Source organism: Desulfovibrio biadhensis, assembly GCF_055388615.1.
Genome location: NZ_AP042477.1, coordinates 2885356 through 2900108, shown reverse-complemented (window position 1 = coordinate 2900108; position 14753 = coordinate 2885356). Strand labels below are relative to the sequence as shown.

At 53.0% G+C, this 14753-nt stretch carries 10 protein-coding genes; 6 read left to right on the top strand and 4 right to left on the bottom strand.

Going from position 1 to position 14753, the window contains the following annotated elements; translation table 11 throughout:
* Positions 1 to 4: 4 nt before the first annotated feature.
* The 3 genes from cas8c to cas3 form a co-directional block, all read right to left on the bottom strand.
* Complete coding sequence (gene cas8c, locus ACZ5EH_RS12490; RefSeq protein ID WP_464274213.1) at positions 5 to 1972, bottom strand: type I-C CRISPR-associated protein Cas8c/Csd1; 1968 nt, start codon at positions 1970 to 1972, stop codon at positions 5 to 7.
* Positions 1954 to 2682: a type I-C CRISPR-associated protein Cas5c gene (gene cas5c / locus ACZ5EH_RS12485; RefSeq protein WP_464274212.1), complete on the bottom strand. Its 729-nt coding sequence runs from the start codon at positions 2680 to 2682 to the stop codon at positions 1954 to 1956. Before cas5c ends, cas8c begins: the two co-directional genes overlap by 19 nt.
* Positions 2683 to 2927: 245 nt before the next feature.
* Entirely contained in the window at positions 2928 to 5243 is a 2316-nt protein-coding gene (gene cas3, locus ACZ5EH_RS12480) for a CRISPR-associated helicase Cas3' (RefSeq protein ID WP_464274211.1), read from the bottom strand.
* Between the two features lie 237 nt (positions 5244 to 5480).
* Between cas3 and ACZ5EH_RS12475 the strand changes: the two genes are divergently transcribed.
* From ACZ5EH_RS12475 to ACZ5EH_RS12450, 6 genes are all read left to right on the top strand, one after another.
* Positions 5481 to 5783: a DUF2726 domain-containing protein gene (locus tag ACZ5EH_RS12475; RefSeq protein ID WP_464274210.1), complete on the top strand. Its 303-nt coding sequence runs from the start codon at positions 5481 to 5483 to the stop codon at positions 5781 to 5783.
* A gap of 515 nt (positions 5784 to 6298) precedes the next feature.
* Positions 6299 to 8164 carry an HD domain-containing phosphohydrolase gene (locus ACZ5EH_RS12470; RefSeq protein WP_464274209.1) on the top strand — a complete coding sequence of 622 codons (1866 nt, stop codon included), beginning with the start codon at positions 6299 to 6301 and terminating at the stop codon, positions 8162 to 8164.
* Between the two features lie 726 nt (positions 8165 to 8890).
* Entirely contained in the window at positions 8891 to 10480 is a 1590-nt protein-coding gene (locus ACZ5EH_RS12465) for a TolC family protein (RefSeq protein ID WP_464274208.1), read from the top strand.
* A gap of 49 nt (positions 10481 to 10529) precedes the next feature.
* Entirely contained in the window at positions 10530 to 12266 is a 1737-nt protein-coding gene (locus ACZ5EH_RS12460) for an efflux RND transporter periplasmic adaptor subunit (protein ID WP_464274207.1), read from the top strand.
* Positions 12266 to 12931 carry an ABC transporter ATP-binding protein gene (locus ACZ5EH_RS12455; protein WP_464274206.1) on the top strand — a complete coding sequence of 222 codons (666 nt, stop codon included), beginning with the start codon at positions 12266 to 12268 and terminating at the stop codon, positions 12929 to 12931. The genes ACZ5EH_RS12460 and ACZ5EH_RS12455 overlap by 1 nt, the downstream gene beginning before the upstream one ends.
* A gap of 11 nt (positions 12932 to 12942) precedes the next feature.
* Complete coding sequence (locus ACZ5EH_RS12450; protein ID WP_464274205.1) at positions 12943 to 14124, top strand: ABC transporter permease; 1182 nt, start codon at positions 12943 to 12945, stop codon at positions 14122 to 14124.
* 254 nt (positions 14125 to 14378) lie between these two features.
* Here the strand turns inward: ACZ5EH_RS12450 and ACZ5EH_RS12445 are convergent, their stop codons facing one another.
* Positions 14379 to 14678 (bottom strand): hypothetical protein, encoded by a 300-nt coding sequence (locus tag ACZ5EH_RS12445; RefSeq protein ID WP_464274204.1) that lies wholly within the window; start codon positions 14676 to 14678, stop codon positions 14379 to 14381.
* Between the last annotated feature and the right edge of the window lie 75 nt (positions 14679 to 14753).

Sequence of the window (14753 nt, the reverse complement as noted above, 5' to 3'; positions counted from 1 at the left end):
CCTTTTATGTATCCTGGCTGGTGACAATGTCGGTTTCAGTCGCTTTGCCGTTCTCATTGAGAGCTGCGGTTTTGGCCTCTTTCTTCTCTTTCGCTATATGTGCCTGGCGCAAGTCATCCGCTTTCTGGTGGTGATAGCCGATGATAAAGCGCCCCTGCTCTTCCAGGCTGAGACGTTTGGGATAATTCCCCCCCTTTGCGCCGAGAAGTTCGATGAGTTCGCTGATTCTGTTCGTAATGGCGACTTGCGCACTTCTCTTATCCCTACGCAGGCGCTTGAGGTGGGCATGGCTCAAATCCTCGAGCCGCTTGAAAGCCAAAAGCGGATATGTGGACGCAGTTGAGAAGTACCTGTCCCCCACGGTGACATTCACCCTGCCTAAGGCTTCGTATTGCAGGTTTTCATAGACAGCCAACAACCTGCCGCAAATGTACCCCGTGTCGGTTTGATTCCAGTCCAGATCCTTGGTCATGAGTGGCGCTCCTTGTTGCTGATATGTTGCGATGTCGTTGACGCACAGACGTATGAGTCCCACCCGAGGGGCGTAAACCCTGTTGCTTCTCTGCTCCCTACGCACACGAGCCAGGGCAGCAGCCAACACATGACGCCCCAGAGGCTGACCGAACAGGGCGCGTTTGCAGAGCTGCAACTGCTGTTTTTCACGTTTCTTGTCGGGCTTGTTCTGGTCATGTGCGCCACTCACTCTTGCCCGGGGCAAGATGGCGTTCACCAGAGTGTAGATGCCAGGCGGAGGCGTGGGTTCCAGCGGGGTAAAACAGTTTGGAACCTCCAGTTCCTGGAACCAGTTGGCCACGTTACGACGCACGGTCTTCAGATTTTCAAAGTGCCAACTCTGGACAACCAAGCGCCCCCCGTTGGCAGTAACACCCAAAAGATAAAAGATATTATTCAGTTCCTGCTCGGGCAGAGCACCTCCATCTTTCCAAGGAGCGTCCAGGAGTTGTTTGACATTGACCGGATCCGGGGCTTCGATAAGCGCCATAAGGTCCTGGTCCTGAGGTTCCTTGGTCCAGAAGAGTAAGGCCAAGGCACCGACATCGCGGCGCGTGTGGAGCATTGCCTCGTGACTGCGCCCCTGATGGTGCAAGCCCTTGCGTAGCAGGTCGTTCAAAGCCAGCACATATCCCCTGGCAGCAAGGGGCAGCATCGGACTATTGGCATTCTTGTCCCACCCGTATGAGCAAAAGGAGGATTTATCAAAAGACATGAGGGATACGCCGCTAGCTTGCCCACCGAGGCTGGTTGCGCCTTTAATGGTCTCATGGGTTACGGCCAAAGTGCCCTTTTCCCCGGTGAGCAGACAGTACCCCTCGCGCCCTTTGGCGTGGCGCTCCTTGAACAAGCGCAAATAATACTCACGCCACCAGTCCATAACACTCGCGCGGTGAGTTACTGGCCCGCCTGGATTATCAGGATCGATGTGCTCTGGCCTGACGCTCAGGCAAGCAAGTTCCCCAGCGCCAGGCTTCATTTTTTCCATATTAGAGCGAGCCTTTTCCAGCGCATCTTCGTCCTCATAAAACCGCAAACAGGCAGCCAGGGCAGGATCACCCGTCTCCTGCGCTGCCTGCCGGAGCAAGGCCTTAAACCCAAGGGAATCCTTATCGCCCTCAAAATGCTTGCGATGCTTTTCCAGGTCAGCCTCCTTACTCCAGGCACCCAGGCGTGGCCCCAGCACATAGGATAACGCATCGCACCCCAACAGAGGATACACACCACTATTGCGGTTTACTGGGGAAACTGGAGCAAGCATAGTGTCCGCAATTGTATGCACTACCTCCTTGCCTTTGCTCATGTTTCTGACAGTGCGTTCGTTAAGCGTAATGCCAAGAAATCGTCCGGTGGCATGGATTTCCAGCAAATAGCGGACAGGGCGTTCCTCAAATGCCGGTTCTGCAAGCTCCCGGGCCAAATAAGTATGTGCGTAATCGTTTAGTGGCTGTACGAGCATGCCAGCACCCTCCTGCGGAGTTCAGGATCCGCGATAACGTCGTCCACACGGGTGTTGATACGCCCCTGCTTGAGGAGAGCAGGAAAGAATACGGCTTGGTGTTTTTGTTTGTGCGGGTCGAAGATGATATCGTACAACATTGCCCCCAGATCCATATCGATGGGGAGCGGAGAATCTTCGGGTTCGGGTGGAGAGACCTCGGCGGCGAACTCCCTGCACCCTAAATAGGGGCGCTTATAGCATTGCCCTTTCTCCACACGCCGCTCGATCATCGCCTTATACTTCTGCGGTGTGTTTTCCCCATTTGGCTTGTAAACGATGGGAACAGCCTCGATGATGTAGGCTACATCCTTGAGCGCTTGAGAATTACGTTGGGTGACATCTTCACTTCCTGCTCCAGCAGGCCTGGGGCTGTAGTTGGCATCCGGGTCCACCATCCACCCTTGCACGCCTTTTTTACCCTTGACTGGCGTTTTACTCTGGAGCTCATTGCGTTTGAGCGCTATATACCGAATTGGGCGCAATACCTCGATGGCCGTGATGTGCCATCGCATTTCAGGTTTCCAAAGGATACTGTCCAGTACCCCCCTGGCACTGGACGGTGTGGGAGCCATGTAAGACAGCCTTTCCACCTTGGCTGCGGGGCTAGTGAACAACGCAAGGGCTCCGCTGACCTTGACACGAATACTGGCCGGATCGTTTCCAGTCATAGCACCTCCTGTTTATTGACTCCTAATATAACGATAAAAACACTTTGGCCAAACATAGCCTTTGGCGTATTTCGTGTCAACAATATATATCATTTAAACGGGATTAAATCGAAAAGAGTGGGGACGAAAAATACAAAGCTATAAGGCATTGTGTTAAAGGTATATTGTACTCCGAACATGTTTCAATCCACGTCCCCACACTGCGGCATATACAAGCTGCGAGAGCAGGAGGCAATGCGGCATTTTCAGACAACGTGACTTGCTGCACTCAGGTGCGCTATCCGCAAGCCGATGTCAGCAAAATAGCAATCTTCCTGTGCACGCCAGAGATCCGCATCTTCCCGAACCAGAGAGACCAGCCCTAGCGCATAGGCTTCGGCAAATTCATTGGGATAGAGCCCCACTTGATAGCGCTGGAGCCTACGCAACAGTTCACGTGAGATATGTTGCGTATGCGCTGCTTCATCGAGCAAAGACTTGCCTTCTTCACCATAGGGGATGAGCACGCCTCGGGTCCTGTCCTGGATCATTTCAAAAGCGCTACTCACTTCCTTAAAATTGAACCCCTTGCGTAAGGGTTGAATAGACTGTTGATCCTGCCCAAGTTGGTAAAGTCTGTTAAAATACTCGCGTACATGGTCGGGATCGTGCAGCGAAAGCGTCCTGTTCTCTGCATTACAAAGGGTTTGTGTCACACTTGTTTCCTGTCTGCAGGGATTACCGGAGTCCTCAGGATGAAAGACGATCAGCTTCCCGGCAGGCGCACCGGTTTGGGCAGTAAGAATCCCCTCTCTGTCGCAACGCCCCGCCGCCTGGACAATACTATCAAAGGGGCCCATAGCCCGCATAACAACAGGCAAGCTTATATCCACCCCCGCTTCTATAAGTTGCGTACTGACAATATGGCACGCTTCACCCCGCTCCAGCGCCATATGGATCCGCCTGAGGCACTCCTCTCTATGGACAGGGCACATTCTGGTAGAAAGATGCCATACCCCTTGCACTCCCTTTTGCACCGATGTTTCGTAAAGCTCACGCGCCTGACGTTTGGTATTGACGATGCACAACGCCTGCACATGGCTGGCCAGCTCCTGGGCTTGACGTTCGCAAGACCAGACTTCACCTTCCTGTGGCCAGACAGGGGGCGCTACCCGTTGTAGCCTGCGTTGCAAATCGCGTTGCATTTCAGGTGGGATTATATGTGCGATGGTGCCTGGCTCCCAACGACAATCCGTATTCGCCAAAGGGCTTAATTCGCTTGCCAAGGGCTTCTCAAACGCCGGCTGCGTGGCAGTGCAAAATACAAAATGCGTGTCCCACTCATCGGCCAGGCCATGCATCATATTCAATAGTGGAGCCAAATACTGCCTGGGCATGGTCTGTGTTTCGTCCAGAATAACCACTGAGCGGGCAATATTATGCAGCCTACGGGCATCTGAGGGTTTATTGGAAAACAGACTTTCAAAAAATCTGACCGCTGTCGTGATAATGATTGGAGCGTCCCAGTTTTCTCGCAACAGCTCCAATCTTCTGGTCTGGTGCAACAGCGCAGCGTTTTCGGTATCCTTCAGGGAAAATACTTTGTCCCCCGTATTTTCGCTCCCAAACGCCCCACCTTTGCCTGGGGTTGCAACCAGACCGCCCAGTTCTCCTGAGTGATGCTCCAGGATACAGCCTTCACCCAATGCTTCGCGGTAGACACGTGCGTTCTGTTCGATAATCGAAAGGAACGGCACGACAATAATAATGCGTCTGACCGCATCGGGACGCAATGAGGCGTGCTTGAGCGCGAAAGCCATGGATGACAAGGTCTTGCCGCCACCCGTTGGCACTGCAAGTGATAGAAGTCTGGCATCTCTCCCTGATGCGGCAAGGCAAGCCTGCAGCACTTCCTGGCGAGCCTGGAGAACGTGAGGAGGCGCTTTGCTCTCTGCGGCCTTTTTCGCGACAAAGGTTAGCAATCTGTTGAGCAACATATCAGCCTGCAACGGCTCTTTGGCAGAAAGGCCGCCCTGGTCAAAGCGCAAAGCGTCCAGCCTGTCGGCATCTACCAGGCAACTATAGAGCATGCGCAGTCGCAGCTCTGCAGCAAAGATTTCGGGCGGCGGCGCAAGAGGAGGCAATGGCTTTTGCAGCGTTGCTATCTCCGACTGAGCGAGTTGCAAACTTTCTCGCCCAGCATCATGATAAGACTGCAAAAAAGTGCTCAATTCTTTAGCATTTGGCAGACCGGAATGATGCCCGTAAATCGCCAGGCATAAGTCTGGTGCCTTTGCAGCAAAGGCTGCTGCCGCTCCTAGTGGAGAATGGGGCACTTTCTTCCCACTCTCTTTACCTGCCGCCGCAGCATTGAGGCGATGCTGCCATTTATCCGGGAACTTACCAATATCATGGAGCAAACCGCACCACATGGCACGATGATGAAAAGTCTTGTCTTTTGGGATTGCTTCCAGGGCGAACCGGTAAGCATTCCTTGCAGTGTTGCGAAGGTGCTCGGACAAGAGTTGCCAAAGGATTGCACCATCACCGGCGTCAGAAACTTTATATCTTGCGTGTCGCATAATATTTCCACTTACTTATAGCACACTATGAATATTTAAGGCATTATGCATAACAAATAAGCTTTCACTGCGCAATTACTTATTTTCTTGGAAAACAACGTTCAGTTATTACAACAACAGAGCGATCATTTTAATCTAAACACCTAAAAACACAAAAGCCAGAGGGGGCGCCACCTCTGGCTTGCACCCACCGGGCGGCGTAATCCCGTAAATTGTCCACCTTAACTTTGCCGCCAGATGGTCCGAACAAATGGCCCCACTTCTGTAAACAAAGGCTTTTGGCCAATAGCTGCAATAGAGGTTCAGGGTAGTGGACACAACCAAGATGAAAAAGCCCGTCTAAGAGACACCATTAAGAAAGAAGCTTTAGAAAGTGCTGGAATAAAATACATACCATTGGATTTACCAAGTGCCAGTAAAGATAACATAAATACCACAGTATCCTGTGTGATGCAGGAATACATTCCAAATCTTTCTGCAACAAAAAAAAATGGAGTAGTGAACTTTAATGCAGTTTGCATAATGATGGCATCCCCCTGATACAATGTCCCTGATAGGTGATTGGACAGACGGCCTCTTCGACTTTATCTATATGCTGTTTAGCTATAAAAATGCCCCTACAAGCAACGGTTGATAAGGAGTTCGACCGTTATCGCAGTGCCCTTTTTTGTCCACGCCTGTTATGTCCTTCATGCTTGCAGTGCTCCAGATAGCGGACAAAATGTTTCTACATTTTGCATTACGATTGAAATGCTGTCACAGTGTTCTTCCTTACAAGGAACAATTTTTACAATAAATTCCATAGCCATTAATATTTACCAGGTACAACAGGTTTTCTACACAGCACACCTTGTCCCTCGTCTGCATATGAGCGCTGTATCTTTATATTCACCCCAAAGGATTACAGGGAGTGTTGGCATCAAACATAGACCGTGTCGCACATGCCCCGCCCTGCATGTCTGACCAGAAAAGAATCATACAATTCCTTTGCTTGTTCTGGTAAACGTTGTACCCATAGTTGTGTTTTTTTGTTTGCAAATACTCCGGGAGTCTGAATGAAGCTGCGACTCAGGTGGGCGCTCCTTTTTTCCCTTCTTGCCATGTTATGGGGCGGGCAGATGCTCACAGCCATGTCCTCCCACATATCCTCCAGCCGTGTTCTCACCAGGCACGCAACAGATATCATGGAGAACATCGCCGCGTTCACCATGAAGCGCTCCCAGAGCTTTCTCTCCATTGCCCATGCTGCCGCAGGACTCACCAAGCGCATGGTGGATTCCGGCGTGGTGGCCGGAGGCAACAAGGCCATGTTGGAGCGGTATTTCTTCAACCAACTGGCCATCTATCCACAGTTTGCCGGCATCTATTTTGGAGGAGTGAACGGGCAGTTCTTCTATGTCAGCCGCTACACTGCCGATGGAGCAAGCTTCCGCACAAAATCCATAGAGACTTCTCCCGAGAGCGGCCAGCTGGTCACGCATTTGACTTTCTACAATCAGAACATGGAATTTCTGAGGCAAACCGAGGATGTTGAAGACGCCTACGACCCGCGAGAGCGCCCCTGGTTTATCAAGGCCATGCACCAGAAAGGGCTTATCTGGACAGACCCGTACATGTTTTTCACGGCCAAAAAACCGGGCATCACCACTGCAGCCCCCGTCACAGGAGAAGACGGAAAAATTCGTGGCGTAGTGGGAATCGACATCGAGATTGATGACCTGTCCACCTTCCTGGCTAGCCTGAGCATCGGCAAAAATGGCAAGGCATTCATTCTGCACCCCAATGGCGACGTACTCGCCCACTACGATCAGGACATGGTCATGCATGGGGGCGAAGATGGCTCCGACCTCCGTCTGCCCGCAATCGACGAGATTAAAGACCCCCTCGCCCAAATGGCGTATCGCGCTGCGGACCTGGATCACGACAAGGAAGGGAACCTGTCTTTAGAAGAGTCCCGATTCACAACTTTTGAACATGAAGGTGAAACGTACCTGGGCATGTTTCACCCCTTTGAAGATGAGATGTGGCCCTGGATCATCGGTATATACATGCCTGAAGACGACTACCTTGGCGCACTCAAAGAAAACAGGAACAACAACTTTTTAATCGCGGTATTTGTTACGATTGTGGCCACCATCGCCGCGTTGTTGCTTTCACGGGCCATCTCCCGCCCTATTCTGAATCTTGAACGCGAAGCCGTGGCTATCCGGGAGCAGGACCTGGACACCACCTTTGCAACAGGCTCTATCTTCCGTGAAATCCAGGAGACGGCAGACTCTTTTGCCCGAATGAAGGCGGAACTGAAACGACTTCAGGGGGATTTGACGCGCTCTCACCTGGAAACAATCATACGGTTGGCAGCCGTTGCCGAGTTCAAGGACCATGACACGGCCGATCACCTGCGTCGTGTGAGCGCTATCGCCGAAATTCTGGCAGAAGAATTGGGCCTGCCAGCGCGTGAGGTCGAGCTGATCAAAAACGGCAGCCCCATGCACGACGTGGGGAAGATGGGCATTCCCGACGCCATTCTGCTCAAGCCGGGGCCCCTCACCCCTGATGAGCGCACAATCATCGAGCGCCACCCTGAGTATGGCGCTGACATTCTCAGCCCCCCTGTATCAGAGCTGATGCACATCTCACGGGACATTGCCCTTTATCATCATGAGAAGTGGGACGGCAGCGGCTACCCCCAGGGGCTGGCCGGTGAAGAAATCCCCCTGGCTGCGCGCATCGTAGCTCTTGTGGACGTGTTCGACGCCGTGAGTTCTGAACGCTGCTACAAGCCGGCCATGCCCTTTGACGAAGCCGTGGGCATCATTAAAAAGGGGAGGGGAAATCATTTTGATCCCGACTGCGTTGATGCCTTTATGCTCCGGCTGAAGGACATCAAAAACCTGTACGGCAAAGAGCAGCCATCCTAAGGTCAGGCAAGACCCGCCAGAACGTAAGCACCTGTGACTCTATCATATGTACGGGGTCGAGCTATTATTGACTGTTTGCCCCCGCACCGAGTTGCCTAAAGGATAGCCCACACAGCAGCTATGCAATTATAAGCATTATCGCATATAGAAAGTTGCGCCCCATATATTGTCCTGGATTGCACGCCAAGTAAACAACTCTTACAATATCCACAGTGCGCTGCAGTTTTACTACAACTGCAATCAACATCATGATCCGATCCAAGCAGAATGAACAACAGTAGACCTGCAGCTATGTATTTCTACCGCACACCGCGACAGCGCAGGGACAGGCCCTGGCAATGATTTTGTTGACAATACAGTTTTTGCATCATAGGCAAATCAAAGAACACGAAGACAACTGGCATAGATGCTTCTCGTTTTTGAAGAAACCGGATACGGACATGAGCAGCGTCCTCCACGAACCTGACCATTGCGGACATGCCCTTTTGCTCACGAACATCACTCCCCCTGCTGTTGCATAAGGGTTTGTCAGGCTATCACCGTATCCATGTCTGGCAAGCATGTATTCTCGTCTGCTCGCTATGTGCGCTATGTCTGGGAGCCCCTCTCAGTGCCGCAGAGAGTGTTGCTGAAAAACCCGACACGCCTTCCCCTCTTTTTGACGATGCAACGCTGCCTGACGAGGTAGAAGAAGCTCGCTCCTTCTCTTTTGTAGGGGATTTGGACATGTGTGACGGCCCCCCCAGGCCCATGACGCTGGAGGAGTGCGTAGCACTTGCCATGCGCCGGAACGTAAACATTGAAATAGCGTACCTGGAGCGAGTGCTTCAAAAATTCGATCTCGTCACCACAGCCTATTATACGTTCGCCCCCCGCGTGAGCCTGGACGGCCGCCTGCAGCGTCGGGGAAGCGAATCACGGCAGCATGTACATGAGGATGACACCCTGGCCGGCACTGCGACCTTCACTGAGACAAGCAACCGTACCACTACGGACAGTTACGGCGTAACGCCCTCCATTGAAGGACTTGTCCCGACGGGAGCCCGGTACGCAATGTCCTGGCGTTTGGAAAAAGAGCACACTTTGCAGGATGACAGAACCCTGGGCACCAACAATGCAACTGGTTGGGAGCGTACAAGTCGCCGCGGCATGGAGAGCGAGTTGCGTTTTTCCATCTCGCAGCCACTGCTCAAGGGGGCCGGTCTGGACTACTCCCTGGCCACAGTTCGCCTTGGCGTGCTGGACGAAAAAATCAACGTGCTCAATCTCAAGTCCAGCATCATCAATGAATTGACTACCGCCATCCGGGCCTACCGTGCTCTGCTCGCCGCACAATGGAGCGTGGCCATCAGCCGCAATTCTCTGCAGCGCGCCATGGAGAACCTGGAGTTGGCGCAAGCCAAAATCCAAACCGGCCGCATGGCGGCGATGGACATTCTGCAATTCGAGGCTGACAGCGCCAACCGGGAACTGTCTCTTGAACGTTCCCGCGATGCCTACAACACCGCTCGCCTGGATCTTTTGCAGCTGTTGGACATGGATCGCAGCCTGTGCATCGAACCTGCCGAGACGCTTGAATTTGACCCCATGGATCTTGATCTCGACCGCTTACAGGGCATGGTATTCGAATCCAGACCTGAGTATCTGACAAATCTCCTGCAGATACGCAAAAACGAGCTGGCCTTGTTGCAGACCCAACGGGACAGGCTTTGGGACCTGAGTCTGGATGGTGAGGGGGTGGTCAGCGAACCTTGGGACTATGTGGACAAGAGTGGAAAAAACACTCGCACCACGAACCAGGATGTCAGTTGGAGTCTTGGCTTGAACCTGAATATTCCTATTTTCGGCAATGAAGTTCGCAATTTGCAGCGCAGCGTACTGCAGGCAAAGTCCACTTTGCACACCTCCCGCATCCGACTCAGGAAACAGGAACAGGACATTCTCAGCAATCTTGAACAGCAGTTGGATAACATTGGACTATTGCACAGGCAGGTCACCATCTCTCACAAGGCGCGTATCCTGGCGGACAGAAAGCTCGAGGTGGAGCGTATCAAACTCCAGAAGGGGCGCTCCTCCACATTCCAACTCGTCACGTTTCAGGATCAACAATTCCAAGCCAGGGAGGCGGAACTTGCAGCCAAGATTTCCTACCTCAACGCACTTACGGAGCTGGACCAATTTCTGGGCACGACGCTGGACTCCTGGGACATCGAGTTCAAGAGTTACAGAAAGGCCGACGCCAATACGATTGACGCCGTGAAGATGGATGCCCCCGCCCCTGCCCTTTTCAATTGGGGAGTGGAGCTGACGCCATGACCGGAGCACATACATACTTCATGTTTGTAAATGAGAAAGGAAAACGATCATGACCCCTCGTCATGAGGCGTACAGGCAGATCCTCCAGACCCTGGACGACGGGGTCATGGCCATATCAGACAAAGGCGAAATAGTCGTCTTCAACCACGTTGCATCCAGACTGCTTGAACTTCCCGAACAGGATGTGCTGGGGAAGCGGCTGGCGGAAGTCTTTTTTACCGCTGCAGCAGATAACGACGAATTTGTGCAGGCTGTACTCAATTCCGTGCAGCATAAAAACGAAACGTGCCGGGTTTCCGCGCCCTACCTTTCTCCACATGGCACAAAACGATTCCTGGAGATCGCAACATCCTTCCTGGACGAAAAATTCAAAGGCGTTGTCGTTGTTTTCAAGGACGTTACAACCTACCGCGACCTGTACGAACAGGAAAAACAGCTCACAACCAAGCTTGGAGAGGCCTATCGCAGTATAGAAGAACATAACCAGGCTATGGCCTCCAAGGCTACGGAGCGTCGATTCCGACGTCGCATGACACTCGCCTTTGTCACTCTTCTTTTACTGATTGGTGGTGCTTTTCTCCTGTATAATGAAGGCTTTTTTGAAACAGACCAGCAGCCTGCTGCTATCCAACAGGCAACTCAGGGCGACAACACAGTCGCGGCCTATGTTGCGCCGGTAAGCCTCAATGTCTCCCTTATCGGGCATTTCGAGCCCCGCAGCATAGTGAACCTTGTCACCCCCTTTACTGGCAAAATTGCGGAAAAATTTGTGGACTGGGGGCAGGAAGTCCAGGCGGGCGCCCCCTTGGTGCGGCTGGATGTCTCAGAACTTCAGGTACAGCTGCGCAAGGCCGAAGCCGAGGTCATCAAAGCCAAACAAGACTACCAGAAAATTCGTGACTGGGAAGAAAGCGACGATGTCCATACCGCCCAGCGTGATTTTGTCCGGTCCAAGATGGCCCTTGATTCCGTGCGTGCACGGCTGGAATCAAGCCGCGATTTGCTGACCCGCGGTATCATCCCCCAGGATGAATTCGACAATCTACAGCAGGAATACGAAAACAAGCTTCTCGACTATACCAGCAGCAAAGAAAAGCTTGATTCCGTCAAACAGAGAGGGGCGGAAGAAAACCTGCGCATAGCAGAAATGGCGCTGCAAAACGCAAAGTTCATATATGCCGACGTTCGCTCGAAGATCGAAGCCGCCACAGTCACAGCGCCCGTCACAGGTCTGGTCATCCCTTCCACGGCCGTAGAGAGTGACAAGCAGCGCGCCCTGGAGGTGGGGGCCTCGTTTAACGAAGGCGAGATCATTTTGGCCATCGGAGACCTGGAAGGCTTCACCGTGCGTACAAAAGCCGACGAGGTGGACATGGTCAAACTCAAGGTGGGGCAACCTGTCCATATTCGAAGCGATGCCCTGCCCGACATCGAACTCGCAGGCACGATAAAAAGCATCTCGCTCCAGGCTGCTACGCGTACCGAAAACAGTGATGAAGCGCTGTTCGATGTGGTTGTCAGCGTTGCCCCCCTCCCCCACGGCCAGCGAGAGCGTATCCGTTTGGGCATGATAGCCGTCATGGAAGTGACGACCTACAGCAACCCGGAAGCCGTACTCGTACCCATTGCAGCAGTGTATGAAAATGGCGGCAGCCACTACGTGCGCGTCCAGAACGCCTCTGGAATCGAAGAACGTAAGGTGCAGACGGGCCTGACAACCCTTGATGCAGTGGAAATCAAGGCTGGGCTGCGCCCAGGCGAGCTGATCCTGACTGAGGCGCCATAATGCTCCACCTCCGGGATATTCGAAAAAGTTACCACATGGGAGGGGTGGACATTGAAATCCTCAAAGGCGTCTCCCTGGAAGTGCAAACTGGCGAATTTCTGGCCATAGTTGGCGGCTCTGGCTGCGGCAAATCCACGTTCATGAACATTCTCGGCTTTCTCGACGTGCCGACCTCAGGCAGCTACCATTTTGAGGGGCGCGATACAGCCGGCATGGCTGACGATCAACTCTCGACCATTCGTAACACCAGCATCGGCTTTGTCTTCCAGCAATTCAACCTGCTTCCACGACTCAATGCGCTGCAAAACGTTTGCCTGCCTCTTATCTACAGAGGCGTGAAGGAAAAACAACGTGCGGAAATGGCTACAGAAGCCCTCGGGCTTGTTGGTATGGCAGAACGCATGCGCCACAAACCACGCGAACTATCAGGGGGGCAGCAGCAACGTGTTGCCATTGCCCGGGCTATTGTCAGCCAACCCAGCATACTACTGGCTGATGAACCAACTGGCGCGCTGGATACCAAAACAAGCGACGAAGTGACCCAACTCTTTTTCCAGCTCAACCAGGAAAAGGGGCTTACAACGATAATCATCACCCATGATCCCGGGCTTGCCAAACAATGCAAGCGCGTCGCACATATGCGCGACGGCATCATGGTGTCCTGAGGCCGGCCGCCATGTTCCTCCGTGAAACAGCAAGTGAAGCCCTGCGCAGCCTCTGGAGCTCCAAACAGCGCACGCTGCTGGCGCTTCTGGGCATTGTCATCGGCATCGGCTCGGTTATCGCCATGATCTCCATAGGCGTCATTGTCCGCAATCAGGCTCTGCAAAGATTCAAGGACATGGGCACAGACATCGTCTCCCTCCAGGTCATTCAAAATTCCAAACGCGAGCGCCCTTACCTGCTCCTTGATGAAGCCCTGGCCATCACAACCCATTGCCCGGACATCGTGAACGTGGCGCCCTACACCTCCATTTCGACCGAGGCCAGAATCATGGGCAAGAAGGTCAGCGCCTCAATCCTGGGAGTAACCGGAAACTTTATGGAGCTATGCAAGCTCGAACTGGTAGCAGGACGAGCCTTGTCCGATCTGGACGCCATGATGCCCTACTGCGTGATAAGCAACTCCATTGCAAACAAACTCGCCACCGCTGGCATCCGTAACCCCCTGGGATACAAGCTCACCATCCATGGTCGCCTGCTGACCGTTGTGGGCGTGCTCCGAGAAGCCAGCTTGAACATCGTCCGCCCATGGGAATTGAACGAAGGGGTATTGGCCCCTCTGACAACCACCTTGAATCTCCGTAAGGGGGGAGACATCCGGAGCATCATTGCCAAGCTGGCGCCCGGCGCCAATTGGCGCGATGCGGAAAAGCAGGTGAAGCAATACGTAGCAAACAGAACAAAAGCCGGCAGCATCGATATGAACAGTGCAGAAGAACTCATCGAAGCCATACAGGAACAGATGCAGTTGCTCACGCTTCTGCTGGGTGCTGTAGGCAGCATATCCCTTGTTGTAGGGGGGGTGGGCGTCATGAACGTTATGCTCATCTCAGTGACGGAACGCAAAAAAGAAATCGGCATCCGTCGCGCCATCGGCGCACGCAAAAAGGATATCCAGGCGCAGTTTCTGGTGGAGTCAATCTGCCTCTGCCTGACAGGAGGCTTGCTGGGCATTGTCGCCGGGGTTGCAGCCAGCTATGTGGCTGCACGGCTCAATGGCTGGGAGTTCCTCATCTCATGGTGGGCGGCTCTGCTCGGCGTGGGCGTATCCTGCCTCGTTGGAGTATTCTTCGGCTATTATCCTGCGCGCCAGGCCGCAAGAATGAACCCCATCGACGCGCTTCGCGACGGCTAGGCTCGAATCGCGCCGCGCCATGTTCTCCCGAGCCAGCAAAAGCCCCCCTCGTTCCAGTAAGAACCAGGGGGGCGATTATAAGACGTATTTGAATCGCGAGACGCCAATTGCACCCAGGCGCCAAAGGAGTTGCATCCCTTCAAAAAACCGGCAGTATCCCGCCTGCAAAAGCTCTGCCGGGGCACGGATATACTCAAAAAAACGTTACGTTCTCAGGCCTCTGACAAAAAACACGTACAACGGGACTGCAAATACTACTTGCTGCACATCGCATTCTTCACGTGGTCCAAAGCCGCTTTCCTGTCGGAAAAAGACTGGGCTCCCTGAGGCATTGAGACTTTGTAGTTTTGGTCATCCTTCGTGCTGATTTTGGCCATCATGGCAGAGCCAGTATTAAAATAGTATACGAAGAATTCTCCACCAAAATCACCATGGCTCGCTCTTTGGCATTTAACGCCAAGATCAATCGGGAAATTATCCAGGCTTTCAGCGCTTGCAAAGGAAGCAGGCAGAACGAGGAGGGAAAACACCAAAATCGAAACGAAAATCCGCATGAGATACTCCCGTGTTCAGGTTTATAGCAGGCTTATTAGTCATAGTATTGCTCAATTATACTTGTCAATTATTAG